General features: G+C 60.2%; 21 protein-coding genes and 2 pseudogenes. 14 read left to right on the top strand and 9 right to left on the bottom strand.

From position 1 onward, the window contains the following. Nucleotides 1-392: 392 nt before the first annotated feature. From C7441_RS12755 to C7441_RS12765, 3 genes are read right to left on the bottom strand one after another with little or no spacing between them, the layout of a single operon-like run. On the bottom strand, nt 393-1040 hold the full coding sequence (locus tag C7441_RS12755; protein ID WP_109613185.1) for a response regulator transcription factor: 648 nt from the start codon (nt 1038-1040) through the stop codon (nt 393-395). Then, nucleotides 1037-2863, bottom strand: coding sequence for a sensor histidine kinase (locus C7441_RS12760; protein WP_109613186.1), 1827 nt, complete (start codon nt 2861-2863; stop codon nt 1037-1039). Before C7441_RS12760 ends, C7441_RS12755 begins: the two co-directional genes overlap by 4 nt. After that, entirely contained in the window at nt 2845-3360 is a 516-nt protein-coding gene (locus tag C7441_RS12765; protein WP_210205636.1) for a putative pterin-binding protein, read from the bottom strand. The genes C7441_RS12760 and C7441_RS12765 overlap by 19 nt, the downstream gene beginning before the upstream one ends. Nucleotides 3361-3546: 186 nt before the next feature. On the opposite strand from C7441_RS12765, the gene C7441_RS12770 reads away from it, so the two are divergent. The 5 genes from C7441_RS12770 to C7441_RS23755 all read left to right on the top strand — a co-directional run bounded on the left by C7441_RS12770 (nt 3547) and on the right by C7441_RS23755 (nt 9048). Next, entirely contained in the window at nt 3547-4530 is a 984-nt protein-coding gene (locus C7441_RS12770) for a hypothetical protein (protein ID WP_109613188.1), read from the top strand. 26 nt (nt 4531-4556) lie between these two features. Then, nucleotides 4557-6581, top strand: coding sequence for a vWA domain-containing protein (locus tag C7441_RS12775; protein ID WP_170125111.1), 2025 nt, complete (start codon nt 4557-4559; stop codon nt 6579-6581). Between the two features lie 2 nt (nt 6582-6583). Next, nucleotides 6584-7396: an SH3 domain-containing protein gene (locus tag C7441_RS12780; RefSeq protein WP_109613190.1), complete on the top strand. Its 813-nt coding sequence runs from the start codon at nt 6584-6586 to the stop codon at nt 7394-7396. A gap of 66 nt (nt 7397-7462) precedes the next feature. Beyond that, the gene (locus tag C7441_RS12785) at nt 7463-7906 is read left to right on the top strand and encodes a hypothetical protein (RefSeq protein ID WP_109613191.1); all 444 of its coding nucleotides are present in this window, start codon (nt 7463-7465) and stop codon (nt 7904-7906) included. 359 nt (nt 7907-8265) lie between these two features. Next, nucleotides 8266-9048: a hypothetical protein gene (locus C7441_RS23755; protein ID WP_146201460.1), complete on the top strand. Its 783-nt coding sequence runs from the start codon at nt 8266-8268 to the stop codon at nt 9046-9048. Here the strand turns inward: C7441_RS23755 and C7441_RS12790 are convergent. Genes C7441_RS12790 through C7441_RS12800 form a run of 3 tightly spaced genes read right to left on the bottom strand, consistent with a single transcriptional unit; the run spans nt 9004 to nt 11368 of the window. Further along, nucleotides 9004-10281, bottom strand: a complete 1278-nt coding sequence (locus C7441_RS12790; protein ID WP_109613192.1) for a cyanate transporter — start codon at nt 10279-10281, stop codon at nt 9004-9006. The two genes, C7441_RS23755 and C7441_RS12790, sit on opposite strands and share 45 nt — an antisense overlap. Nucleotides 10282-10285: 4 nt before the next feature. Beyond that, nucleotides 10286-10759 carry a nucleoside deaminase gene (locus tag C7441_RS12795; RefSeq protein ID WP_109613257.1) on the bottom strand — a complete coding sequence of 158 codons (474 nt, stop codon included), beginning with the start codon at nt 10757-10759 and terminating at the stop codon, nt 10286-10288. 15 nt (nt 10760-10774) lie between these two features. Next, nucleotides 10775-11368: an ankyrin repeat domain-containing protein gene (locus tag C7441_RS12800; protein ID WP_425326583.1), complete on the bottom strand. Its 594-nt coding sequence runs from the start codon at nt 11366-11368 to the stop codon at nt 10775-10777. A gap of 193 nt (nt 11369-11561) precedes the next feature. On the opposite strand from C7441_RS12800, the gene C7441_RS12805 reads away from it, so the two are divergent. The 4 genes and pseudogenes from C7441_RS12805 (at nt 11562) to C7441_RS12820 (ending at nt 15200) form a co-directional block, all read left to right on the top strand. Beyond that, nucleotides 11562-12488, top strand: coding sequence for a LysR family transcriptional regulator (locus C7441_RS12805; protein ID WP_244916135.1), 927 nt, complete (start codon nt 11562-11564; stop codon nt 12486-12488). Further along, on the top strand, nt 12485-14020 hold the full coding sequence (locus tag C7441_RS12810) for a sensor histidine kinase (RefSeq protein WP_109613195.1): 1536 nt from the start codon (nt 12485-12487) through the stop codon (nt 14018-14020). Before C7441_RS12805 ends, C7441_RS12810 begins: the two co-directional genes overlap by 4 nt. Further along, nucleotides 14017-14624, top strand: a pseudogene (locus C7441_RS12815) (response regulator transcription factor). The gene C7441_RS12810 and the pseudogene C7441_RS12815 overlap by 4 nt, the downstream one beginning before the upstream one ends. An 87-nt stretch (nt 14625-14711) precedes the next feature. After that, entirely contained in the window at nt 14712-15200 is a 489-nt protein-coding gene (locus tag C7441_RS12820; protein ID WP_109613196.1) for a GlcG/HbpS family heme-binding protein, read from the top strand. A gap of 531 nt (nt 15201-15731) precedes the next feature. On the opposite strand, the gene C7441_RS12830 is transcribed toward C7441_RS12820, so the two are convergent. Next, nucleotides 15732-17231 (bottom strand): MFS transporter, encoded by a 1500-nt coding sequence (locus tag C7441_RS12830; protein WP_109613197.1) that lies wholly within the window; start codon nt 17229-17231, stop codon nt 15732-15734. Nucleotides 17232-17294: 63 nt separating this feature from the next. On the opposite strand from C7441_RS12830, the gene C7441_RS12835 reads away from it, so the two are divergent. Continuing rightward, entirely contained in the window at nt 17295-18260 is a 966-nt protein-coding gene (locus tag C7441_RS12835) for a LysR family transcriptional regulator (RefSeq protein ID WP_244916136.1), read from the top strand. A gap of 10 nt (nt 18261-18270) precedes the next feature. Here C7441_RS12835 and C7441_RS12840 read toward each other — a convergent pair whose 3' ends face one another. Continuing rightward, complete coding sequence (locus tag C7441_RS12840) at nt 18271-19848, bottom strand: MFS transporter (RefSeq protein WP_109613258.1); 1578 nt, start codon at nt 19846-19848, stop codon at nt 18271-18273. Between the two features lie 27 nt (nt 19849-19875). Between C7441_RS12840 and C7441_RS12845 the strand changes: the two genes are divergently transcribed. Continuing rightward, on the top strand, nt 19876-20751 hold the full coding sequence (locus C7441_RS12845) for a helix-turn-helix transcriptional regulator (protein ID WP_244916137.1): 876 nt from the start codon (nt 19876-19878) through the stop codon (nt 20749-20751). On the opposite strand, the pseudogene C7441_RS12850 reads toward C7441_RS12845, so the two are convergent. Continuing rightward, a pseudogene (locus C7441_RS12850) lies at nt 20738-21333 on the bottom strand (LysE family translocator). The gene C7441_RS12845 and the pseudogene C7441_RS12850 overlap by 14 nt on opposite strands. A 237-nt stretch (nt 21334-21570) precedes the next feature. Here C7441_RS12850 and C7441_RS12855 point away from each other — a divergent pair. From C7441_RS12855 to C7441_RS12865, 3 genes are all read left to right on the top strand, one after another. Continuing rightward, nucleotides 21571-22515, top strand: a complete 945-nt coding sequence (locus C7441_RS12855; protein ID WP_425326584.1) for a cation diffusion facilitator family transporter — start codon at nt 21571-21573, stop codon at nt 22513-22515. Further along, complete coding sequence (locus tag C7441_RS12860) at nt 22512-22826, top strand: ArsR/SmtB family transcription factor (RefSeq protein WP_109613201.1); 315 nt, start codon at nt 22512-22514, stop codon at nt 22824-22826. Before C7441_RS12855 ends, C7441_RS12860 begins: the two co-directional genes overlap by 4 nt. A gap of 359 nt (nt 22827-23185) precedes the next feature. Continuing rightward, nucleotides 23186-23977: a phytanoyl-CoA dioxygenase family protein gene (locus tag C7441_RS12865; protein WP_109613259.1), complete on the top strand. Its 792-nt coding sequence runs from the start codon at nt 23186-23188 to the stop codon at nt 23975-23977. The last annotated feature ends 42 nt before the right edge of the window (nt 23978-24019 follow it).

Raw genomic sequence — 24019 nt, forward strand, 5'->3', positions numbered from 1 at the left:
AGTTGTCATCATCACCCGGTGTGGCGCGCCAAATTCCGCCGATTATTCTCCACAATACGCTATTGCCGCCGAAAGTACGCTTGTGCCAGGAGCGGAAGGGGGCGTCATGTGAGGGAGCGTAGAAACGGCGGCGTTTGGCGGTGGAAAAGTTCGAATCGCTTCCGGCCGATTGATGGTTTTTTCCCAAAAGACGTTGTGCATGAGACTCTGAATGGCAGTTGCACGCCTTATATCCGTCAATAGCAAAGTCGAACCTCCTATTGAAAGTGGTTATACTTGCGTCTCGGCACCTCTCACTTTGTTGGAAAGTAGCGCCAGTAAAAGAAACGGCTGAGAAAACACCGCCTCGGTGGTCACATGACGACCTCCATATACGAAGCTTCGCAGGGCTGTCATTTCTTGAGCAGTAGAGCAACCAGTTCCGCCTGCCTGCCGGTATCAGTCTTCTGGAATATATTGCGCATATGAAAGGCAACGGTGGACCGGGATACACCAAGGTCAGCCGCGATCTGCGTCAGCTTCCTGCCTTGCGTAAGCGCTTGGGTTATCCTTATTTCTGCGGGTGTGAGGCCATATGACTGCGCCACCATTGTAAAATCTGGACCCGTCGGCTCCGGTGGGCGTGCCGAACGGATACGTTCGATCTGGCGCAAACGCGCTTCGATGGTCGCCAGCAAGAGATCGTAATCCACTGGTTTGACGAGATAATCATCGGCACCAAGCCGCTTGCCATCCACAATATGCCTTGGATCGGCAAGGGCCGAGAGGAATACGAACGGAATTTCGGCATAGTCCGGCCCCCTTTCCTGCAGGGCTTCAAGCACGCCATAACCGTTAAGTTCGGGCATTGAGATATCGCAAAGAACCAGATCGGGGCAAACACGCGCCAGCTTCCCGAGCGCCTGTTTGCCATTGTCGGCTTCAACCACATCATAGCCAGCCTCGACCAGCTCATCCCTGATGTCACGCCGCAGCTGCGCTTCATCCTCAATGCAAAGGATCACAAAAGGCTTCCGGTTCGGAGACGGCGCCAATGTCATGCCAACTCCTTTCGTAGCGCCATGTCCGTAACAGAGGCGAAACCGGAGGCACCGCTGGGCAGCAGCATCGCCAGTCGAACCATGCCAGGCTCCGAATCTTGCAATTGCACATCGCCGCCCTGCAAACGGGCAAGCGCTCTGGCCATATAGAGGCCTACGCCGATACCGGGACGGCCTTCCGTATTGCTGCCGCGATAATAGCGTTCGAACAGCGCCTCCTGTTCGAATGACCCCTCCGGAGGTCCAGTGTTGGTCACCACGCATTCGATCTGCGTGCCGCTGTCAGCGAGGGTAATTCTTATCGGTGTCTTTGCCGGTGAGTATTTGACTGCGTTGGACAGCAGATTGGTGAGAATGTGTTCCGCATGCACGGGATCACAATAGGCAATGGGAGAATCACCGTCCGGAAGCTTGAGAGTGATCCGGCCCGATCCGGTGTCTTTCGTCGACCGGGAGCAGACCTCTGCTACGAGGTCACCGAGATCGCAAAGCTGGCTGCGGACTTCGATCTGGCCGGCATCGAGGCGCGCGGCGTCGAGGGTGCTTTTCACCAGCCTGACCAGACGCGCGATAGCGCTACGGGCTTCCTCGCCCCGTTCCAGGACCTCTTTTGGGGTTAGCCTGTCACGCCGGCGCATCAGGCGCTGAAGCGCGGAATCGACAAGGGCGAGCGGGGTGCGGAACTGGTGCGAGATCATGGTGCCGAAGTTCCGATAAAGATCGGCTGTGGCGCGCTCCCGGGTCAGGGCCGCGTCAAGCTCCTGCGTACGGGCCTGCACCAATTGTTCCAGATGATCACGATGATTGGCAATCTCCCGCTGAGCCGCCCTTCGTTCGGTCACGTCCGAGACCAGCAGGATCGTGCCAATGATGCGCCCACCGTCACGCAGCGAGAAGCAGCGCAAATCGACATAAAGCGGGTCGCATTGGTGAGGTGGAAAGAACGGCTGATCCAACAACGCAACCGCCCGGCCCTGAAGGGCATCGCCGACCGCCTGCTCGACCCTGTCTACTTCGAAGAAACCGGAGAGTTCACGCAGCAACGAGCCTGTGGCACTGCGAGTGCCGTGGCCAAACAGCCGTTCGGCAGCCTCGTTCCAGAGCGTGCAGCGCCGATCCATATCGACAGCGATGATGCCTTCACCACTGGAGCCGATCAGAAGTTCAGAGAACGCCTTTTCCTTGTTGAGCAGGCGGGTCCGTTGCCTTGCATCGCGGATCGCCAGCAAAAAATGGAAGCAAAGCACGGTACCTGCCAGCGATATGCCGACCATGGAGATGATGATCTGCCACAGCTGCTTGCGCGTTGCGTCAAGCGTGGCGCCAAGGTCGTCCCATTCGGCCACCATTGCCTTGTTGGCCGCTTCCGTGAGCGCTACATTGTAGGGGACAAGCAAGGCCCTGATGCGCGGCATCGTCTCTGTTCCGGCGCTCATCACCAGTGAGCCAAGTTCAGGCAGGCTTCCACGCAAGGCGTCAAGCGGGGCCGTCGCGCCAAGTGCTTCCATCCGCCGACGCTGCGGGCCATCGTCAAGCAAGGCAAGCCGACTGAGGAATACGTTGTAACGCAGCTCCATCTGCGCAGGATCAACCTCTCCGGCAACGCTGCCCGCGACGGCCTCACCCAGTTGAAGGCTTGAAATATGTGCCCGCGAGATCACCCAAAGCATGTTCTGAGTGGCCTCGATGCGCATGTCCCGCTCAAGGTCGGAAAGACGCATCAGCGAGAAGGCCAGCAGCACGACGAATATGATGATGGCCGAGACCGGCAGTGCGACGCCCAGCAATGCCCGCGCCCGTTTCTTCATCGAATTTCGAGCCATCGCAATTGCCAGACCCAGCGATAATCGAAGCGGATATCCTGCAATTCCGCATGCTGATCACGCGGATAGATCATCCATAGCGGCCCCTTGTCACCCGGCAGCAGCGGTTCGCCGTCCATTTCATAGGCAATGAGCACGTCGAACCGGTCGAATTCTTCAATCGCGATTTCAATCGCGTAATCGTTCACGGCTCGCGCCGTCACGGCTGTGCCCCTGGCGCCGACATGCGCCAGAATATCCCTCATCAGAAAGCCGTCAAAGCGACGTACGCCATCTGTGACGGCCGTCGTTGTTTCCAGCCGGGCGGCGGGCAACGCCCTCAGCATCTCCATATCGAAATGCGCCACCCCTTCCGCATTGATCCTGGAAATGGCGCCACGCACCTCAAGTATGGAGGGAGACGTGGGGGGCGGCATTTTTTCCGTGTCACGGCCATGGACGTCAGTAGAAAAGTAAAACAACGTGGCTGTCAGAATAGAAAAGAAAAACCTCTGCAAATCGACGCGTCGCCCCCCAAGCTGTTTCCTATCCTTATCGTGCCGGCTTACTTTATTCGTTTTTCCTGCCTTGGATACCTGCGGCCAATTATACTCACGCTTTCCGGCACGTCCCTATCCAAATGGACGGGGCATGTTTGCTTTGCTCCTGCTAGAGCCGGACAGGTGTAGAAAGCGGGGCGGAGCATGTGGGATTTTAGCGTCGGCGGCGCACTGGCAATGATGGCGCGGACCATGCCATTCATCGTATTACGCATGGCGGTCTATTTCGGCATTGCCGTTGGCTACGTTCTGGTGACCGGAACCGGTGCCGGCATCGGCTATGGCGTTGGCGGCTTCGGTGACGAGGGCTTTCAGGCCAATACGACCATGTGGGGCGGCATCATGGGCTTCGGCCTGTTTGGCGCCATCATGTACTGGGCGCGCGAATACATCCTTTATATCGTCAAGGCGGGCCATATAGCGGTGCTGGTCGAACTGATCGACGGCAAGCCGATGCCAGACGGAAAGTCGCAGGTCAGCCATGCGACAGCGGTGGTAAAGGAGCGTTTCGCTCAGGCCAGCGTGCTGTTTGCCATCGATCAGCTCGTCAAGGGCGTGATCGGCGCGATCACGGGGCTGGTGCGCGGAATTCTGACCATCCTGCCCATACCCGGCGCGCAGCAGCTTTCCGGTATCCTGCATGCCTTCCTGCGGGTTGCCGTCGGTTTCATCGACGAGGTCATCCTAGCCTACGCAATTCGCACCGGTTCGACCAACCCATGGGGATCGGCCAGGGAAGCGCTGGTGCTCTATGGCCAGAATTACAAGGTCATGCTCAAGAACGCCGCCTGGCTGGCGATTATTGTCTACCTCATGAGCTTTCTGGTGTTTCTGGTCATGCTCGCGCCGGCGGCTCTCGTCGTCTACCTGATGCCGGGGGCCTGGGCAGCAGGCGGCTTCGTCTTCGCACTACTGTTTGCCTGGAGCGTCAAGGCAGCGCTTCTGGAACCCTTCGCCATCGCCTGCATGATGCAGGTCTATTTCAGGACGATTGAAGGCCAGCAACCAAACCCCGAATGGGACGCAAGGCTGGAACAGATGTCGGCCAAATTCCGCAAGCTGAAGGCCCGGGCCCTGGGTGAAGCACGACCTTCCGCCGCAGCTGAAAGCGGCTGGCGTCAGGCGTGACGCGCCATCCACGACAGGAGACAATGATGAAAATTCTGAAGGCAACGCTTGTCGCGGCCACAGCAGTCACGATGTCCTTTTCGGGCGCCTCGGCGGCTGAGGATGTGGTGATCGTCTATGACGCCTCCGGCTCGATGTGGGGCCAGATCGACGGTACCAGCAAGATCGAGATCGCGCGCGAAGTGATGGCAGATCTGGTGACCGGATGGTCCGCCGACATCAATCTCGGCCTGGTCGCCTACGGGCACCGCTCCGAAGGCGACTGCCGCGACATCGAGACATTGATCGAACCGGGGCCGCTCGACCGGGCAAACTTCATAAAGAAGGTCAACGGCATCCAGCCGAGAGGCAAAACACCGATTTCGGCCGCCGTGCAACATGCCGCCGATCTCCTGTCCTATCGCGATAATCCTGCAACTGTCGTGCTCATTTCAGACGGGCTGGAAACCTGTCAGGCCGATCCTTGTGCATTGGCCGGACAACTGGCGCAGCAGGGTGTGAAGTTCACCACCCATGTCGTCGGTTTCGATCTTGACGACAAGGCTCATGCCAGCCTTGCCTGCATCGCTGAAAACACCGGCGGCGTCTTTGTCCCGGCTCAGAACGCTGCGGAACTTAAAGACGCGCTGGCGCATGTACAGTCGGTCATGGACCTGCAGCCGATGGTACAGCAAGAGGGCGAAGCAACCCCTGAACCGGAGCAGCAAACCGCCGAGATAGAGGTGCAGGCTCCTGCAACCGTGATCACCGGCGCGAGCTTCGCGGTCACCTACTCGGACAATCTGCATGCGAACGACTTTGTCACCATCGTGCCTGCCGGAGCTGATGAAGGCTCAGAAGGCAGATATTTCCGCGTCGGCGACAAGAATGAGGGCGCACTGGTCGCGCCGGCCACACCCGGCCTTTATGAAGTCCGCTACGTGCAAAGCCAGGGCCACAACACACTCGGCTCCACACCAATCGAAGTCGTCGAGGCGGAGCTGGGCATCGCTGCGCCCGAACAGGTGACCACGGGCACAAGCTTCAAGGTGACGTGGTCTTCGTCTATCCACCCGCAGGATTTTGTCACCATCGTGCCTGTCGGGTCGGATGAAGGCACGGAAGCCAGATATTTCCGCGTCGGTGAAAACACCGAGAACAGCCTTGTGGCACCGGCGGAACCCGGCCTTTACGAGGTCCGCTATGTGCTGAACAATGGCCGGCGTACCATGGCCTCCACGCCGGTCGAAGTGATCGAAGCGGAGATGGCCATCGCCGCGCCCGAACAGGTGACCACGGGCGCAAGCTTCAAGGTGACCTGGTCTTCGTCTATCCATCCGCAGGATTTTGTCACCATCGTGCCTGCCGGGTCGGATGAAGGCACGGAAGCCAGATATTTCCGCGTCGGTGAAAACACCGAAAACAGCCTTGTTGCGCCGGCAGAGCCGGGCCTCTACGAGGTCCGCTATGTGCTGAACAATGGCCGGCGCACCATGGCGTTCACGCCCGTCGAGGTGGTCGGGGCCGAGGTAACGCTCAGCGCTCCCGATGTGCTGCGCGCCGGCTCGGAAATGCGCATGAGCTGGTCCTCGTCAATCCATCCGCAGGATTTCATCACCATCGTGCCCGCCGGTGCCGGGCAGGGCGCGGAAGGCAAATATCTTCGTGTGCGGGACAACACGGATGGCAAGCTCGTCGGGCCGACCGAAACAGGCTTTTACGAGTTGCGCTACATTCTGAACGAAGGCGCCCGGATAATGGCCACCCACAGCTTCGAGGTCGTCCCGGCAAACGCACCACTGGATGAAGGAGCGGGGCTCAACGCACCGGCACAGGCGGGTGTCGGTGAGACGATCACCGTGTCGTGGACTGCGGAGGCCGGCAGTGCGGACCAGCGCGTCTCTGTTGCCCGCGCCGATCAGGCTGATTTCAGCTGGATTGCCGCCCACAAGGTGGGGGCGGAAAAAGTACTGGAACTGCAAATGCCAGCGGAAGCCGGAGCCTATGAGGTGCGCTTTCTCGATATCAGTGGCCGCAAGGTTCTCGGCCGCTCAATCGTGGAGGTGAAGTGAATATGGCAGGCATGCTCAAAGCGGTGTTTGCTGCAATCACGCTCGGTATCGCGACATTTCCAGCGCTCGCCGAAATCGACGGACACGGGCCGGATGCCTGGCGAGTAACGGGAGTATCCGCCAACGACACTCTCAACGCCCGGATGGGTCCAGGCACCAACTATCCGGTGATTGAGACATTTGCCCACAATGAACGCGGCATGCAGCAGATCACCTGTGTACCATTCTATACAGCAGCCCACTACACAGCGATGTCGCAGGCTCAGATCAGAGCGCTGCCGGCGCGCTGGTGTTTGATGCGCAACAAAGCGATGAGCAAGGCCGGCTGGGTCGCGCAGCGCTACATCACACCCGATAGCGGCAAGGTCTTGGCCACTCCGACGAAGACCCGCCCCGCGCAGCCTGCACGCGAGCCTTACGCACCGAACCCCGACATCGATCCGGTTGCCCAGGCACAGGATCTGGTGCGGGAGATCTACGAACGTCAGTTCCAGTCAGAAAACAGCAATCTGCCGAGCGCATTCGATCCGGCGGTGTCGAGGAACTACTTCACCGACGACATATTGGCCTGGCTGGCCTCTGGCAACATCGGTGCGCATCCGCTTTATGGCGCTCAGGATTTTGATGGCGCCATAGAAGACCCGGTGCCCGACCCTCGACAGCCGATGCTGCGCGGCATGATCACCATCAATGTCGATTTCACCAATTTCGGCAAGCAGCAGCGCGCGGTCTTTTTACTGCGCGCCGACACCACCAAACCCGGCGCGCCGCTCCGCATTTTCCGCGTCGAACACAATGGCTGGTCCTATCCGTAGGCCATGGAGAAAGTCGTGATCACAGGAAATTACGGAATGGACGGATGTAGAACCGGATCCGTTGTCATGATCGGCTTGTTCGGCGCCCTGTTGCTGACAGGTTGCAGCGCGGAAGCGGAAGCGCCGACATCGAAAAACTCCACCGGCGTCGCGATAAGTGTTCTGGAAACAACGACAGGTCGCTACGAATTTACGCCGACCACATGCGGCATCTATAGCCAGGATGATTTCGACGATATTGAAATCCAGGGGCCAGGGACGGCACCAAATGGAGAAAAGTTCTTTTTCCAACTGTCGTCTACTGCAAATGCAATGACCATCGGCCTCGGCGTCGATCGTCCCTTCGCCAGCCCCGAGCGTCAGATTCAGGCCGGGCGCGTCTATTCACAGGAGTTCACCATCGTGACTTCCGGGAGACAGCTGTCCGTTGCAGGTCTGGTGTTGGTGGACGAAAATGGCGCATCTATCGATGACCGCGCCACCCTGACCATCGATTGCGGCGCGCAGTAAGGAACGGAGTTCGGAACAAGGAAAAGGCCGCAGCAGCGCTGATGGCTGCAGCATATATCGCACTACCCGATGGAGACGGGAGCCATCGACATCACATTCGACGACGAGCGACCCACTACACAATACGGAATGACGTACCGAACGATCTGACTCGATAGGTGCGCGCGGCAAGCTGGCCAATCATTAAGCCACTCCCCATGGGTGGCGTGAATATCATCCCCTGATTATGTGTTCGTGCCGCCCTGCGACGTGCCGATATCCCAACTCCCTCGTCCGGGCACTGGATGCGGAAAGAGTTCGGAAAGCCGATAGAACAGCCCCCTCTACCGCTAACACCATCCGGATGTGTTGAGCCGCTAGTGCTGGATACTGAGAAGCAGGGAGTTGGGCGCAAGCCTAAACATGTCACAGCGGATCTGACACTCAATCTCGGCGTGGCACAGAAGACTTTAGCAGCGACGCCCGAAAATCCTCTCCGGGCCACGCCAAAGCCACGTCCTACACAACCGACCACAATGACACGACAGGAGCTCTATGGCGCGGTATGGACGACGCCGATGTCGCGATTGGCTGAGGAATATGGGATCAGCGGCAATGGTCTCGCCAAGATTTGCGATCGGGAAGATATCCCGCATCCGCCACGCGGATATTGGGCGAAGCATACCGTAGGCAAAGCGCCAAAACAGACACCATTGCCGAAATCGAGAAGTGCGCGCTCCATCACCATCCGCCCGACACCCTTGCCGCCGCCTCCCATTGAGTTACCACCGGAGGTAATGCAACAGGTAGACAAAGCTCGCGCGAGCGGATCCTCCCTTGTAGTGCCCGAGCGCCTCCTGAGACCACACGCGGTGATCGCGTCATGGCTCGCTGAGCATGAGGAAAAGAAGCGGCAGGCCCGCAACGAACGCGATCCATGGATGCGCAATCTGTACCGTCCGAGCGAATTCACCGAAACGGACCGTCGCAAGCATCGTATTCTGGATGCCTGTTCAAGGCGATTGAACGCCAAGGCGGAAAGGGGGCAGAGGAGTGGCTCCAACTGGCCGATCCGACAGCCAATGGAGTCGATGGTGTCTTCAAGAAGGTCGCCGCCGTTACCGATTGGACCTACCGGGATTGATCGCCTGGATACCCAATGAGCTGGGCAGGTGAGGTCCGCATTCCGTTGTCGTCGTCGTACGAAACGGCCGACCCATCGCTCTGGCGTAGCCGGCGGGTGCCATGCGCCAGAAGAGCCCGGCTACCACAACCGCGCAGCACAGATGCAGCGTCCAGCCTGCCGTGAAGCCGCCGGTAAGGTTGTGGAGGGTGGCGACGATCCATGGCGGCAGTGCCGCAAGCAGGAAGCCGCCACCTTGCATGAGTGCGGAGAGCGCTCCGGCTTCGGCAGGGTCTGGAAGGTGGTCGAGCGCCACGATCATCAACAGCGCGAAGCAGCCGCCCAGCCCGGCGCCCAGAACGGCGACCCACAAAAATGGTGCTGCCTCCGGCCGCAGGACCAACGCGAGAAATCCGATAACCTGCATGGCCAGCGTCAGCCATAGCCATGGCCGCCGGTCTTCCCGCCTGTTGGCCAGCAGCGGCAGCAGCAGCGCGGCGCCGGCCTGGCACACGGCCATGACCGCCAACAGGCTGCCGCTGGCGGGCGCACTCCAGCCGAGATCGCGATAGAAGGGCGAAAGCCACGCCACTGCAGTGGAATAACCGCCATTGACGAGGCCGAAACAGGCCATCAGGAGCCAGGTTCGTGGACGTCTGAGAAGAGCGCCGGTCTTGCTCACGCCACCCACACTCTGCGCGTCTGCCGGCAGGCTGCGCGCAACAAGCCCCAGCGCCAGAAACGCTGGCAACGCCATCCAGGCTAGCCCCGCATGCCAGTCACTGGTAGCGGTCGCAATCAGCGGAGCCAATTGTGCTCCCACCGCGCCGCCGCCCATCAGCATGGCGGAGTAAAGCCCCATGACGACGCTGACATGGGCAGGAAAATGCCGCTTGATGACGCCGGGAAACATGGCCTGAACCACTGCCGCGCCAAGGCCGAGCAGCGCCGCCGTGGCCACCATCTGCCAGCCGGTCCACACGAACAGGCGCAGCAATGAGGCGACCGCCAGCACCGCAAGCGCGACAAGGATGGAACGCCGCGCACCAACCCGTGCCTGCAAGGTCGGGCCCGCGAAAGCCAGCGCCCCCATCAGGAACATCGGCACCAGCGTCAGCAGCGAGAGGCCTTGCAGGTCGAGACCGGTCTGCAAGGAAATATCGGCGGCGAGCGGACCGATTCCAGTGATGAACAACCTCAGAGCCAGCCCCACCAGCACAATGGCCGCAAGCAGCAGCAGGCCACCGGGAACCGGTGCGGAGTCGTGTTTCATCGTGTTACTTCCGACTGTCGCGGGCTTCGGCCCACTGTTCGTAGAGGTTTTGGCCGGGCTTGCTCTCCAGCGGCAGATGGCTGATCGTCATCGACTGCTCGGCAAAAGGACGCTTCAGTTCTGCATAAATCTCAGCCGTCGACAGGTTGAACGGCGCACCATCCTCGTTGGAATAGGCGTAGGCGACCGTACCCACCCCGGCCAGCCGCATGGCGGCCATGCACATCGGACAGGGATGGCCGCTGGCATAGACGGAACTGCCTTTCAGCGCGTCCGGGCCGTGCGTGCGGGCGGCAACGCGAATGGCCAGAAGTTCAGCGTGGTCGGTGACGTCATGGCTCAGATGCATTTCGTTGACGGCGGTGGCTATGATCTCGCCGCCACTCACCACCACAGCCCCGAACGGCCGCCCGCCGGCCTCGACATTCGCGCGCGCGAGCTCAACCGCCTGGCGCAAGAAACCCTTTGCATCACTCATTGCAACCTCCACGGTTTATCGGCCGCCAGCGGCGGCAAGGATTTTCTCGATGTCGCGATAGCCGGCGCTGCGTGCATGTTGAAGCGGCGTCACGCCATTGCCGTCCGCCAGATTGACGTTGGCGCCGGCCTTGACCAGCAGTTCCACGATCTGACGGTGGCGGCTGCCGCCATCGCCGAGGATGATCGCCTCCAGCAGCGCGGTCCAGTGCAGGTTGTTGACGTGATCGACATCGACGCCTGCCTCGATCAGCGTTTTCACCGTCTCCACATGGCCGCGCTCCGAAGCCGGAATCAGCGCCGTGCCGCCATAGCGGTTGGTGCTTTTCAGATCGGCCCCATGCGCCAGTGTCATTTTAAGAATTTCCAGATGACCCCGCGCCCCGGCATAGAGATAGGGGCTGTCATTGATCTTGTCCTTGGCGTTGACATCGGCGCCAGCCTCGATGAGGACGCGGGCCGCATCGACCGCATTCGCGTGGGTGGCACTCAAAAGCGCCGTCGCTCCGCTGCTGTCGCGTGTATCGATTTCGGCCCCATCGGCCAGAAGCCGCGTGATGAGGGCTGCCTCGTTCTTTTCAGCCGCATTGTGCAAGTGCGTTTTGCTCATGGCTTCTCCTGTTCCAGCGAAAGATGCTGCCATCAAGAGCAAGCCGGCGGCACCTGTAAGGATCGTACGTCGGCGCACAATGAAACTCCTGATCAATGGCTATAACGGTCGCCCGTGACTGATGCCGTCCAGATAGGGAGGAAAGTTGACATTTGAAAATTAAATATCAAGATGCTTTGCATTGAAAATCTGAATGCCATCTCCCGCCGACGGAACCGACATGCTCGATCCGCGCCTGCTTCGCGCCTTCACTGCAATCGTCGATGCAGGAAGCTTCACCCTTGCGGCCGAGCGGCTGCATATGACGCAATCCACCATCAGCCAGCAACTCGCCAGGCTGGAGGGCGCGGTGGGCACAGAACTGATCGAGCGGGCAGCTCGACCGGTTGAGCCTACGGCGGCGGGAGAGCGGCTTTTGGGCTATGCCCGCCGGCTACTCGCCTTGCAACAGGAAGCGCAGGCGGCGGTCGGCGAACCGGCCGGAACAGCGGCGATCCGCATCGGCGTACCCGAAGATATTGTCGATGCAGCCATGGCCAGGACGTTCAGCAGCTTCGCCCGCCGCCATCGCGAAATTCGGCTCGACGTCACCACCGGCTTGAGCCGTGATCTGACAAGGCGCTATCGCAGCGGTGAATTCGACATCGTCATCGTCAAGGAAAGCGAGCCGGGTCCCGATTGCCGGGTGGCCTTTGCCGAGCCCATCGCCTGGTTCGAGAGTATCGATACGCCACCGGACATTCATACGCTGGGGACCCATGCGGACCCGGTCCCGCTGGTTGCCTTTCCGCCGGGCGGGCTTTATCGCGAGGCAATGTTCGAGCGCATCGAGCGTGAAGACCGCCGCTGGTATGTCGCCTTCGCGGCCAGCAGCCTGCACAATGTGCTGGTCGCCGTGGAAGCCGGGCTCGGTCTCTCCCTTCTGCCGGTCAGGGCCGCGCAGGACTACCGCGTCCGCCCCTATGCGCCATTCGACATGGAAACGGCCATGGCCGTTTCCCTTTATTCTTGGGAAAGCACGGGGGCGGTGTCCGAATTGGTGGATTCCATGCAGTCCGTTCTTGCCGCCAGAGCCACGCCATTTCGGCCTCGGACGGATACGGCAGGAGAGCTTCGATGACTGGCAACAGACCAACCCTTGAAAATCCGTTCCGGCTGATCGTCGGCGGCGTGCTGTTGCTTTTGTGCGCGGCCGGCATTCTGGCAATGGCGGAGCGCCAGTCACTGATAGCCGAACTGGAGCAGGAAAGCATCGTCCTGCATCGGCTGGCATCGCAGCAGGCCGATCAGCACGATGCGCATATGACCGCCCTGTCGGCGATTGCGGTGGCTGCGAATGGCGCGCGCCACGACCTTTTTCTCGACGTCGCCGCCACCATCTCGCGCTTTTATCCGCGGATCGACGAAGTGCAACTCGTTCCTCTGTTCGATCAGGGAGAGATCATCGGCACGGAACGGCTCGATCCGGCATTGGCCGCAACGATCCGTGCGGCGGCGATGGCGTCCGATGGCAGGATCGCCCTGTTGCCGCATCCCGGTAAGCCGCATCATTACATCATGGTCAAGCGCAGTCCCAATTCGGAGGCGGCACGCTACGGGCTGATGCTGGGCATCGATGCGGAAAGACTGCTCGACGAGGCGGGGTCGTTCTGGCAGCGGCCCGGCATCGCACTCGGCCTTTCCCTGCCTGGCAGCCAAAAGCTTACAGCCTATGGCGGGGCGCCACAGACGATCCACTTTTCACAGCCGCTCGGCAGCGCCTCTCAGCCTCTCGTTCTTCAGACCGGGATGGAGGTCAGGCTGGCGGACCTGTTCCCGCCCGTCAAGACGGTGCTGGTGCTGCTAGCCGTCGCGCTGGCCTATGTTGCAGCGTTAATCATGCTGCGCCAGCGGGCACGTACCCGCCGGGCACTGGAGCAGGTGCGGCTCAGCGCGCTGGATTCGCGCCTTGCCCATGCCTCGCGCGTCAATGCGCTGGGGGAGATGGCAAGCGGCCTTGCCCACGAACTGACGCAGCCGCTAACCGCCATTCTGGCGCAGGCGCAGGCTGGTCGGCGCTTGCTCATACTTGGTGATACGGCGGCACTTGCTCCAACACTCGACGACACGGTGACGCAGGCGCGCCGGGCTTCCGCCATGCTGGAGCGCTTCCGCAACTGGTCTCGGCCGCAACATGACCCAGTATCAGCTTTCGATCTGCGCGAGGCGGTCGCCAATGTGCGGACGCTGCTGGAGCCGCAGGCGATGCAGCATGGTGTGCAGCTTATCTTCGACGTACCGGAAACGTCGGTAGCGGTGGCCGCCGATTCCGTCGAGATGGAGCAGGTCGTCTTCAATCTCGTGCGCAACGCCATCGAAGCCGCAGGCTATGCCGGCAGCGGGGGGCGGGTTACCATCCAACTGCGGCGGGATGTGTCCCATATCCTGCTGGAGGTGACCGACAATGGCCCCGGCGTGCCGGAGGAATTGCGGCCGCGCCTGTTCACGCCCTTCACCACTACCCGCCCCGACGGCACCGGGCTTGGTCTTGCACTCAGCCAGCGGTTGGTGGAGCGCGCCGGTGGGGAAATCGCACTGGTCGACCGCGACGCGGGAGCAACCTTCCGGGTCGTGCTGCCGCGCAAACAGGATCTGATGGAGGTCAAACGATGATCCATCCTGTCTATCTCGTGGACGATGATGAGGCGGTGTGCAAGGCCCTCGCCCTGCTTCTATCCACCGTCGGCATCACGGCGACAGGCTTTGGCGATCCCCAAGCCTTCCTGGCTGAAGTGCCGAAACTTTCTCCCGGCTGCCTGATCCTCGATATCAGAATGCCGGCCATTTCCGGTCTGAAATTGCAGGAGCGGCTGACAGCGCAGGGTATCGACTGGCCCACCATCGTCATTTCCGGCCATGGCGACATCGAAGCCTGCCGGCGCGCCTTCCGCAATGGCGCGGTCGATTTCCTGTCCAAGCCGGTCGATGAGCAAGACCTGATCGACGCCATTCAGCGAGGGCAGGAAGTGCTTGCGCGCACGCTTGACCGGCGGCCGAACAGGCGGAAACGCTGGCGCTGCTCGCCGCGCTGACGCGGCGCGAGCGCGAGGTGCTGGACCGTATTGCCGAAGGTTTCACCACTCGTCAGATCGCGGAGGGACTGGACCTGTCGCCACGCACCGTGGAAAGCTACCGCGCCGCCATCGGCGCGAAACTCGGCACCACCTCGCAGGCCGAGATGACGCGGCTGTGGCTTGAGGGGCGCCAAACTCCGTAGAACTACGGATATGGCCCACAAGACCTACGAATGGCAGGAGAACAATGGGCGGGTTAAATGACGGCCATCAACAGGAAAGGAACCCAAATGATCCGCACCCTCGTTCTCGTCTCCGCGCTTCTTGCTCCGCTGGCTGCCTCCGCACAAGACCTGCCGACGGCCCCGTACCTTCCACTTGAGCTGGCCACCCAGGCTGCCGACGCCGCGCTGAAGGCGTGCGCTGCCGAAGGTCACAATGTGAGCGTTGCCATCGTGGCTCGCGACGGTGCCACCAAGGTGCTGTTGAAGGCCGACAACTCCGGCCCCCATACGGCTTCCAGCGCCACCGGCAAGGCTTTCACCTCCGCCGCCATGGGTCGCGATACCGCTGGCCTTGCGGAGTTCATCGCTTCCAAGCCGGCCAATGACGGCCTGCGCGACATGGATGGCCGCATGGTCATTCAGGGCGGCGGCCTGCCGATCAAGTTCGGCACGGCGCTTGTCGGTGGCATCGGCGTGGGCGGTGCCCCCTCGGGTGATATCGACGCCGGCTGCGCCGTTACCGGTCTGAAGGCCATCGGCGCCGCGACCGAGTAATATCGCTGTGAACAGCATGTAAGACCGAACGGCCTGCCTCCGATGCGGGCCGTTTCCTTTTGGTATCCTGTGTTGGATAGGGCTTCAGCCTTGAGAGGCGTCCGGACGTAAGCCTTTGCTATGAGCTCCTATTCTTTCTTCAAAGACTGATAGTCACGGAAGCATCTTCAACGCTTATCCCGGCATCGGCGTCTTCGGCTGGTCGGTAGGTAGATTTCGAACCTCAGGCGCGCAAGCTTGGCGCTTGGCATGCAGATTTGGATAAGGGAGAAGACTGAAAGTCACTGCTGTTTCAGCGGTTTCCGATTCGATTGCGGCCTTTGAATTTAGAGGGCTATGGCGTAGACATAGTTGTCATCTTCACTCGGTGCAGCGCGCCACGCCCAGCGCATTAGCGGCATGGCGGATGTTCAGATATTCGGCAACGGCGAGCGTCTGGATCAGGGACGCCAAGGGGATACGCGAGCCTAACTTGGTCGGCATCCCCCATTGGCGATCGATGATAGGTGCTGAATTCCGCCGTCGCATGTACTACCCGGCCTCGCGCGTTGCCTTCGCGACAGTCACGGGGCGGATGAGCAAGAAAGCGAGCACTGCCGCTGCCGCCGCTAACGCTGCCGCCCAGAGTGACAGATCAGAGATTGCCGAGGCGAGTGTTGCCATGGCCGTATCGACCGCACCCGCCGGGTCGCTGCCAATATCAGAAGCCGCTGCCACTACGTCGCCAGAAGCCACCCGCTCGACAAAGGCGCGATCATATTGTGAGAGACCGTGCGTGAGGTTGGCGCTGAAGATCGCGCCCAGCCCAGCAATGCCAATGCCAAAACCGAGCTGGCGCATAGTGTTGTTAATGCCCGACGCCATGCCGCTGCGTTCCGGCGCGACCACGCTGATCGCGACATTCGACAGCTCGCCATTGATGAGACCCGCGCCGACGCCGGTGGCGATCATGCCCGCATAGAGGGCCGTCGCACCGTATTGATCGACGAGACTTAGCAGGAAGCCGCCCCCTGCGATGATGAGCAGGCCGAAGGGCAGAAACAGCCTCGGCGAGATGACAACCGCCATTCGGGCGCTGACCGGGCCCATGACGAGCAGCGGCACCGCCATGACCACCAACGCCAATCCGGTCTGAGACGGGCTATAGCCGAGCACGCCCTGAATGTAGATCGGCAGATAGACCAGTAGTGTAAAGAAGGCGGCCGCGATTGCGATAGCGACGATGGACGCCCCCGTGAAGGTCGGATTGGCGAATAGCGACAGGTCGAACATCGGGCGCGGCCGACGGAGCTGCACGCGGATGAAGATCGCGAGCAGAGCTGCGGACACGACGAGAAGCGAGATAAGGGCGGGACTGGTCCAGCCGAGGTTGTTGCCTTCGATCAGGGCATACATCAGCAGCAGGAACATGCCCGTGAAGCTGCCGAGGCCGAGCCAGTCGATTGCGCCCGACTGCGGGTCACGCGATTCCCCCGCACTCCAATGGCTGAGCCAGAGCAGCGGCAGGCAGACTGGCAGGTTGATGAAGAAAATCCAGCGCCAGCCGAGATTGTCGGTGAGCAGACCGCCGACGAGTGGGCCAAGAGCCGAACCCGCGCCGACTACCACGCCCCAAATCGCGAAAGCCCGCACGCGCTCCTTGCCGTGGAAAACCTGCACGAGCAACGCGAGGCCCGCGCTCAACATAAACGCCGATCCGGTGCCGGCGACGGCGCGGCCGACGATCAACAGTAACGGGTCATTCGCGATACCACACACCAGCGATGCGGTGATGAACATCCAGAGGCCGACGTTGAAGATGCGTTTGCGCCCGAAGCGGTCCGCCAGCGCGCCACCGGTCAGCACCAGTGCGGCAAAGGTCAGCACATAGGCGTTCAGCACCCATTGGAGTTCGGCGAAGCTCGCTCCGGTCGCGCGCTGGATTTGCGGCAGGGAAACAGTGACGACCGTCGTTGCGAGCGGTTCGAGGAAGCTGGCGATACAAACGGCCAGAAGCAGCCAGTATCGGCGGTCATGAAGGAAGGTGGTCATTAGATCTCTTTCGGATTCGATCTCGATCCGGTAGAGCCTATTAGGGAAATATCTGCATATTAAGTGACAATATTTCCCTTTATTGGGGAAAACAAGTGTGCAATAAATGAAATCATGAACCTCGATCGTATGGGTGACATCGTAGCTTTCGTCCGCACGGCGGATGCGCGCAGCTTCACGGTAGCGGCCGAACAACTTGGCCTTTCGCGTTCGGCCGTGGGCAAGCGCATCGTGCGACTGGAAGAACGACTCGGGCTTCGCCTCCTTCATCGCACTACGCGCAGCGTCAGCCTGTCGGACGAAGGCGCAGCCTTCTATGACCGATGCCAGAGAATCCTCGCCGATCTCGATGAAGTCGAAGCGGTGATGGCGACCCGTAAGGAAGAACCACGCGGGCGACTTCGACTCGATGTGCCGGTTTCTTTCGGCCGGCTGCATGTTCTGCCGGTCCTGCACCGTTTCATGGCGGAGTGGCCGGAACTGGTGGTCAATGTTAGCTTCAACGACCGCTATGTCGATCTGATCGAGGAAGGCATCGATCTTGCCATTCGGATCGGCGGGGCGGATGATAGCCGCCTGATGACAAAGGCGCTTGCTCCGCAGCGGCTCGTCACCTGCGCGACGCCTGCCTATCTCGAAGCTCATGGAACGCCCGCGAACCTCGATGATCTGGCGGGCCACAGCTGCCTTGCCTACATTCATGGCGGTCGTCCGGCGGAGTGGCGGTTCACCGTTGATGGTGTGCCGCGTTTGTTTCCAGTCCATGGCCGTTTCTGCGCCGGCAATGCGGAGGCCCTGCGCGACGGTGTCTTGGCCGGTTATGGCATCGGCCAGCTTGCGACCTTCCTCATTGGTGACGATCTGCGTGCTGGTCGGCTCATCCCCCTCCTGAGAGGCCACACGATCGAGGGCGAGCCAATCCGGGTCGTCTATCCATCGCCGCGCCACTTGTCGCCTAAGGTGCGTCGTTTCATCGACCTGATTGCAGAAAGCTGGTCGCCGTTGCCGGATTGGGACAAAGCCTTTTGAGATTGCGTAGTTAATCATCAGGCTGCCCGAGCTTGCCGACATGACGCAATGCCACGGCTGAGAGAAACGCGAGAACGACGACGCTTACGGCACTAACGGCGGATGCATCGTTGAAGCCCTTGGTAAATGCCGCCTGGGCTTGCTCGATCAGCCCTGCCGGTAGTTCCGACTGCACGGCCAGCGCCGCCCACAGGCTATCGCTGAGAGCATTGTGCGTCGCCTCGCTCAGGCCTTCGGGTGCGCTAAGGGTAATCATATGACGATAGGCGGCGGAGCTGATGCTACCAAGCAGGGCGATGCCCAGTGAGATGCCAAGATCCTGTACGGTTTCAGTCATGGCGGAGGCCGAACCCGCTTTTTCAGGTGGCGCGGAACCGACAACGAGGTCAGTGCCCAGCGCTGCGATTGTGCCGTTGCCGAGATAGGCGAGCGCGAGTCCTGCCACGGCCAAAGCCACCCCGGGCGACGCATCGCTGCCGATGATCGCCAGAAGGATATAGCCGATAGCTGATAGAACGAGCGAGGCGGCGACAACGTAACCGGGTCGGATGTGGCGGGCGATCAGTGGCGCGGTGACACCACCCACGATCATTGCCAACGCAGCAAGGCCCATCCAAAGACCGGCGCCGAACGGGGAATAGCCCGCGACAAGCTGGAGATATTGCGCAACAAGCAACATGGCCCCACCCACGGCGATCAGTCCCACAAGCAAGACGATCAGGGCCACCGAGAAGGCCTTGTTGACGAACAGCGATAAGTCGAGCAACGGATCGACCAACCGCCGCTGCCGTCTGACAAAGAGAACGGCGAAGACCAGTCCTACGATGATGGCGATGAACGCATCCATCGCGATGCCATGCTTGGCGATTTGCTTGATACCGTAGATGACCGGCAACATTAACGCGAGCGACAGTGCGACGCTTGGTAGGTCCAGTCGCTCACTGTTCGGGGCGCGGTATTCCGGCAGGAGGATGGGAGACAGGATAAGCAGCAGCCCGACTATAGGCACCGCGATCAGAAACGCCGCGCCCCACCAGAACAATTCCAGCAGGAAGCCGCCCACGACAGGCCCCAGCGCATAGCCGACACCGAACATGGTGGCCCAGATGCCGAAACCGAGCGCGCGCTGTTGCGGGTCTTTGAAGATATTGCTGATGAGCGCGAGTGTCGAAGGCATGAGCGTCGCTGCCGATATACCGAGCATAGCGCGGGCAGCGATTAGCATGATCGCACTCGTTGAGAAGGCAGCAAATACGGAAGCGATGGCGAAGGCGGTCGCGCCAATCATCAGTAGCTTACGCCGGCCAATGCGATCGCCGAGCGTGCCCATAGTGATGAGGAAGCCGGCGATCATGAAGCCATAGGCGTCCATGATCCAAAGCGCCTGGGTGCTGGTGGGCTGCAAATCCGCCGCGAGAGCCGGTAATGTGAGGTGTAGAAGCGTCAGATCCAGGCCGAGCAAAACGGTAGGCAACGAGAGCAGCGCCAGTCCCATCCACTCACGCGGGCCGGCTTTGGAGACAAGCGATGAAGGATCATCCGTTAGTGCCGGGGTTTTGGGTACTTTGGTCTCGTGCTGTGAACTCATCATCGTCTCCTTGCTAGAGACGGATGATTGAGTCAGAATGAAAACCGTTACAATATTGGAAATTATCCTATTACTGAAAGCAACATCTTGTCCACCCGAACCCTTGCTCGCACGCGAAGCGATCTTTCCGATTTCCTGATCCGGCACAGGGCGAAGCTCACGCCGGCTGATGTAGGGCTGCCGACCACCGGCGGTCGCCGTACGCCGGGCCTGCGTCGTGAGGAAGTGGCAGGGCTCGCTGGCGTCGGCCTCACATGGTATACATGGTTCGAACAGGGCCGCGACATTCAGGTCTCGGAGAGTTTTCTGCTCAAGGTGGCGAAGGCGCTCCGGCTGGACGACTCGGAATGCAGCCGCCTGTTCCTTTTTGCGCACCGCCGTCCTCCGCCCCCGGAAGCCTATCAGTGGCCGTCCGTGAAGCCGCTGATCCAGCAGATGCTGGACGATCTTACGGTTCGTCCCGCCTATGTGCTGAACCTGCGCTGGGACGTGATCGCGTGGAATGTCGCCGCCGATGATCTGTTCAGCTTTGCTCGTCGGGAGCAAGTGGATCGCAACGTTATGCGGATAGTTTTCGCCGATCCTGACATGCGTCATCGCTTACCAGCTTGGAAAGAAGATGCGCCGAGGTTGCTCGCGCAATTCCGCGCTGACCTGACAACCGCCCCAGATGATCCCGCTATGCTTGCGCTGATTGACGAGCTTAAAATACTGTCGCCTGACTTCCGTCGCTGGTTCGAACAACCCGAGATGGAGAGCTACAGTCGGGGAATTGGGGCACTTCTTGACCATGCTGGCGTTCGATGCGACTTCGCCCATGAGATGCTGATCGTGGACGAGTATCGTCATCTAAAGATGATCGTGTATTTCGGATCATCGGATCGCCGCCTCATCGCTGGGTGAACGCGAGCCGCGCCGCGAGGCCGGCGAAAGCTGCCGCGAAGCCGCGCCGCATCCAGACCTGCACGGAGGAGCTAGAGATGACATGCCGTCGGACAGCAGCGGCGAAGGCTCCATAAGCAGCGAAGATCACGAAGGTCAGCCCATAAACACGAGGCTCAATTCCAGCATCCTGCTCACCGGTGCTGCATCGTCGGGCCGCACGAATTGCGGCAGGAAGGCGAAGAAAAAGATCGAGAGCTTGGGGTTCAACAGGTTGATGAGGATCGCCTGCCGGACGCTCTTACCGCTTGTCTCATCGTTCAGACTCAGCATTCCGCGATCACGGAACATCGCCCATGCCATGTAGAGCAGATAGGCGACACCGAGATATTTGAGAATCTGGAAAGCCAGCGCGCTCGTGTGTAGCAGGGCGGCAAGCCCGCTGATCGCGGCCAGCATATGCGGCACGATGCCGAGCGTGCAGCCGAAGGCGGCGACGCTTGCACGCGCACCTCCCGAAAGACCGGCTGCCACCGTGCAAATCGCGCCGGTTCCGGGCGACGCGACAATGACCAGAGAGGTCAGGAGAAATTCCAGCGTCATTGGGGTTCCATTCCTGTCGCTGCAGCGGCGGACCAGATCGCGGCCAGTGCCCCAGCGGCCCGGTTCGGCACGCTCGTTCCACGCCGCAGGACATTGGCATCATGGGCCGCCATTGACATGAAACATATGAATATATATTCATATGTTTCATGTCAAAACCCTTGTGAGCGAGCCATGTCCCAATCACACTCTCACGGTCATCATGACCACGACCACGATCATTCCCATGCGCCCACCATGACCGGTGAAAACGAGCGCAAGGTGCTTCTGTCGTTCTCCCTGATTTTCGCCTTCATGATCGTGGAGGTCATCGGCGGCCTGATCTCGGGCTCTCTCGCATTGCTCGCCGATGCGGGGCACATGCTGACGGATGCGGCTGCGTTGGCGCTCGCCTATGCGGCCTTCCGCTTTGGACGACGCGCGGCCGATGCGAGGCGGACCTTTGGCTACCTGCGTTTCGAGGTTGTTGCTGGCTTCATCAACGCGATCACACTCTTCGCCATCGTCGTATGGATCGTCTACGAAGCCTGGCAGCGCTTTCAGGAGCCGCATGTCATTCTTGCGGGACCAATGCTCAGCGTTGCCATCGCCGGTTTGCTCGTCAATATCCTCGTGTTCTGGGTTCTGACGCGTGGGGATAGCGAGCACGTCAACATCAAGGGCGCCGCACTCCACGTCCTCGGCGATCTTCTCGGTTCTGTCGGTGCGGTCACTGCGGCCATCGTGATCCACTACACGGGCTGGACACCAATCGACCCCATCCTGTCGGTGGTCGTCTCTCTTCTAATTCTGCGCAGCGCCTGGGCGCTTCTCGTCAGGTCGCTTCATATCCTGCTTGAAGGGGCGCCAGACAATGCGGCGCCCGAGAAAATCGAAGGCCATCTCACGAAGAGCGTCCCTGGCGTTGCGGCAGTCAGTCACATTCATGTCTGGTCGATCACATCAGGTCGGACGCTGGCCACGCTGCATGTGCGACCCACGGCTGACTCGGATGCCCGCAAGGTGGTGCAAGCGGTCGAGGAAGCGTTGCGGTCACAGTTCGAGATTGAACATGCCACCGTCGCTCTGGATTGGAATGGCGAAACCGATCTGTGCAGTCTCTCTCGATCCTTCGTCCAAGGACATGATCATGCCCATCATACATATGAATACGACCATAGCAGGAAGGAGCATGTACATTGACGACCGCCCCGTCAGCATCGCAACACGAAATCACCATTCTGGCAGAGACCTTCCGGCTGCTTGGAGATCCGACCCGGCTGAGGATTCTGTTCTTCTGTCTGCCGGAAGCGAAGTCGGTCGGCGACATTGCGGATAGTCTCGACCTGTCCCAGACGCTGGTCAGCCACCATCTGCGATTGCTGAGGGGCGCGCGGCTGGTCAGGGGAGAGCGCCGGTCAAAACAGATCTTCTACGAGATCGCCGACAGCCACGTGAGTGACATGCTGACCGACATGGCGACTCACATTGATGAAGACCATGTAGATGATTGACAAGCAAGCTTTCGTGTTGATGGTCCTACCGCGTAAAAAACTGGCACGGCAGGAGGCGGAACAGACTATAAAAGCATGCGCTTGAATTGGCGTATGTGGGTGGCAAAAGTAAAAAACTCTACACAGCTACCTATTTTCGTTGACGGGGATATGCTAACCATCAAGCATCCTGCGCCGCGGCATGTGCTCCGTCGTGCGTCTTGAAATCCATCCGCCACGAAGCTTATGTGACACTCGTGATGTTCATTTCCACATTCTTCCCGCTGATCTGAACGACTGAAAGTCGTGCCGGCGCACCTGCGCCCTTCAGATTGACACGGCCCTGCTGACGCGGCGGCCGAATGGAGAATGTGTTTGTAATGCCTAAATCTAAGCATGTCGGCCTGACTTCTGGTCAGGTCCAGAGCTTCATCAACGATGGCTTCGTCAAATTCGAAAACGCCTTCAGTCTAGACCTTGCAAAGCAATGCAGGGATGAATTGTGGGCGGAAATCGGTTTGTCGCAGGACGATCCCGAAAAATGGGTTCGACCCGTTATTCGGGTAGCCTCGAAATCCTCGCCTCCCTTCATCGAAGCCGCTAACACACCGCAATTACACAGAGCCTACGATCAGCTGGTCGGGGAAAATCGTTGGATTGCACCCAAAGAACTGGGAACCTTCCCGATCCGCTTTCCCTCACCGGAATCCCCCGGTGACGATGGCTGGCATGTGGACGTAAGCTTTGGCACCGACAATCCGGATTTCATGGAGTGGAGGGCCAACGTGAAAAGTAGCGGACGCGCCTTGTTGATGCTGTTCCTGTTGTCGGATGTTGGTCCCAATGATGCGCCAACAAAAATACGAAAAAGGTCACACGGAACCATTGCGCGTGAGTTGCTGCCCTACGTGGACGCGGGCGCGACGCTCAGGCAACTTTCCGCTAACGGCTACGCCTCCACGGAAGGTTGCGATGTTGAGTTGGCAACAGGTGCGGCGGGCACTGTCTACCTATGCCACCCATTCATCGTCCATGCCGCGCAGCCTCACCGAGGGGAGCAACCGCGTTTCATGGCACAGCCACCGCTGCTGCCCAAGGGTGAGTTTGATCCGGCGTTACCTCCATCGCCGGTCCAGATGGCTATCCGCCAAGCATGTAGGCTGACGCTCTAAGCCAGAAAACATCCGGGACCGCAAAGCGGTCCCGGATGTTGC

This window comes from Pseudaminobacter salicylatoxidans (assembly GCF_003148475.1).
Lineage (GTDB): Bacteria > Pseudomonadota > Alphaproteobacteria > Rhizobiales > Rhizobiaceae > Pseudaminobacter > Pseudaminobacter salicylatoxidans.

Excerpts from the sequence above, each read along its gene's own strand:
- C7441_RS12790 (WP_109613192.1), bottom strand. The coding sequence starts at position 10,281 with ATGAAACACGACTCCGCACCGGTTCCCGGTGGCCTGCTGCTGCTTGCG.
- C7441_RS12855 (WP_425326584.1), top strand. The coding sequence starts at position 21,571 with ATGACCGGTGAAAACGAGCGCAAGGTGCTTCTGTCGTTCTCCCTGATT.
- C7441_RS12770 (WP_109613188.1), top strand. The coding sequence starts at position 3,547 with ATGTGGGATTTTAGCGTCGGCGGCGCACTGGCAATGATGGCGCGGACC.
- C7441_RS12755 (WP_109613185.1), bottom strand. The coding sequence starts at position 1,040 with ATGACATTGGCGCCGTCTCCGAACCGGAAGCCTTTTGTGATCCTTTGC.
- C7441_RS12830 (WP_109613197.1), bottom strand. The coding sequence starts at position 17,231 with ATGACCACCTTCCTTCATGACCGCCGATACTGGCTGCTTCTGGCCGTT.
- C7441_RS12795 (WP_109613257.1), bottom strand. The coding sequence starts at position 10,759 with ATGAGTGATGCAAAGGGTTTCTTGCGCCAGGCGGTTGAGCTCGCGCGC.
- C7441_RS12780 (WP_109613190.1), top strand. The coding sequence starts at position 6,584 with ATGGCAGGCATGCTCAAAGCGGTGTTTGCTGCAATCACGCTCGGTATC.
- C7441_RS12805 (WP_244916135.1), top strand. The coding sequence starts at position 11,562 with ATGCCATCTCCCGCCGACGGAACCGACATGCTCGATCCGCGCCTGCTT.
- C7441_RS12785 (WP_109613191.1), top strand. The coding sequence starts at position 7,463 with ATGATCGGCTTGTTCGGCGCCCTGTTGCTGACAGGTTGCAGCGCGGAA.
- C7441_RS12820 (WP_109613196.1), top strand. The coding sequence starts at position 14,712 with ATGATCCGCACCCTCGTTCTCGTCTCCGCGCTTCTTGCTCCGCTGGCT.
- C7441_RS12865 (WP_109613259.1), top strand. The coding sequence starts at position 23,186 with ATGCCTAAATCTAAGCATGTCGGCCTGACTTCTGGTCAGGTCCAGAGC.
- C7441_RS12775 (WP_170125111.1), top strand. The coding sequence starts at position 4,557 with ATGAAAATTCTGAAGGCAACGCTTGTCGCGGCCACAGCAGTCACGATG.
- C7441_RS12760 (WP_109613186.1), bottom strand. The coding sequence starts at position 2,863 with ATGGCTCGAAATTCGATGAAGAAACGGGCGCGGGCATTGCTGGGCGTC.
- C7441_RS12810 (WP_109613195.1), top strand. The coding sequence starts at position 12,485 with ATGACTGGCAACAGACCAACCCTTGAAAATCCGTTCCGGCTGATCGTC.
- C7441_RS12840 (WP_109613258.1), bottom strand. The coding sequence starts at position 19,848 with ATGAGTTCACAGCACGAGACCAAAGTACCCAAAACCCCGGCACTAACG.
- C7441_RS12800 (WP_425326583.1), bottom strand. The coding sequence starts at position 11,368 with ATGAGCAAAACGCACTTGCACAATGCGGCTGAAAAGAACGAGGCAGCC.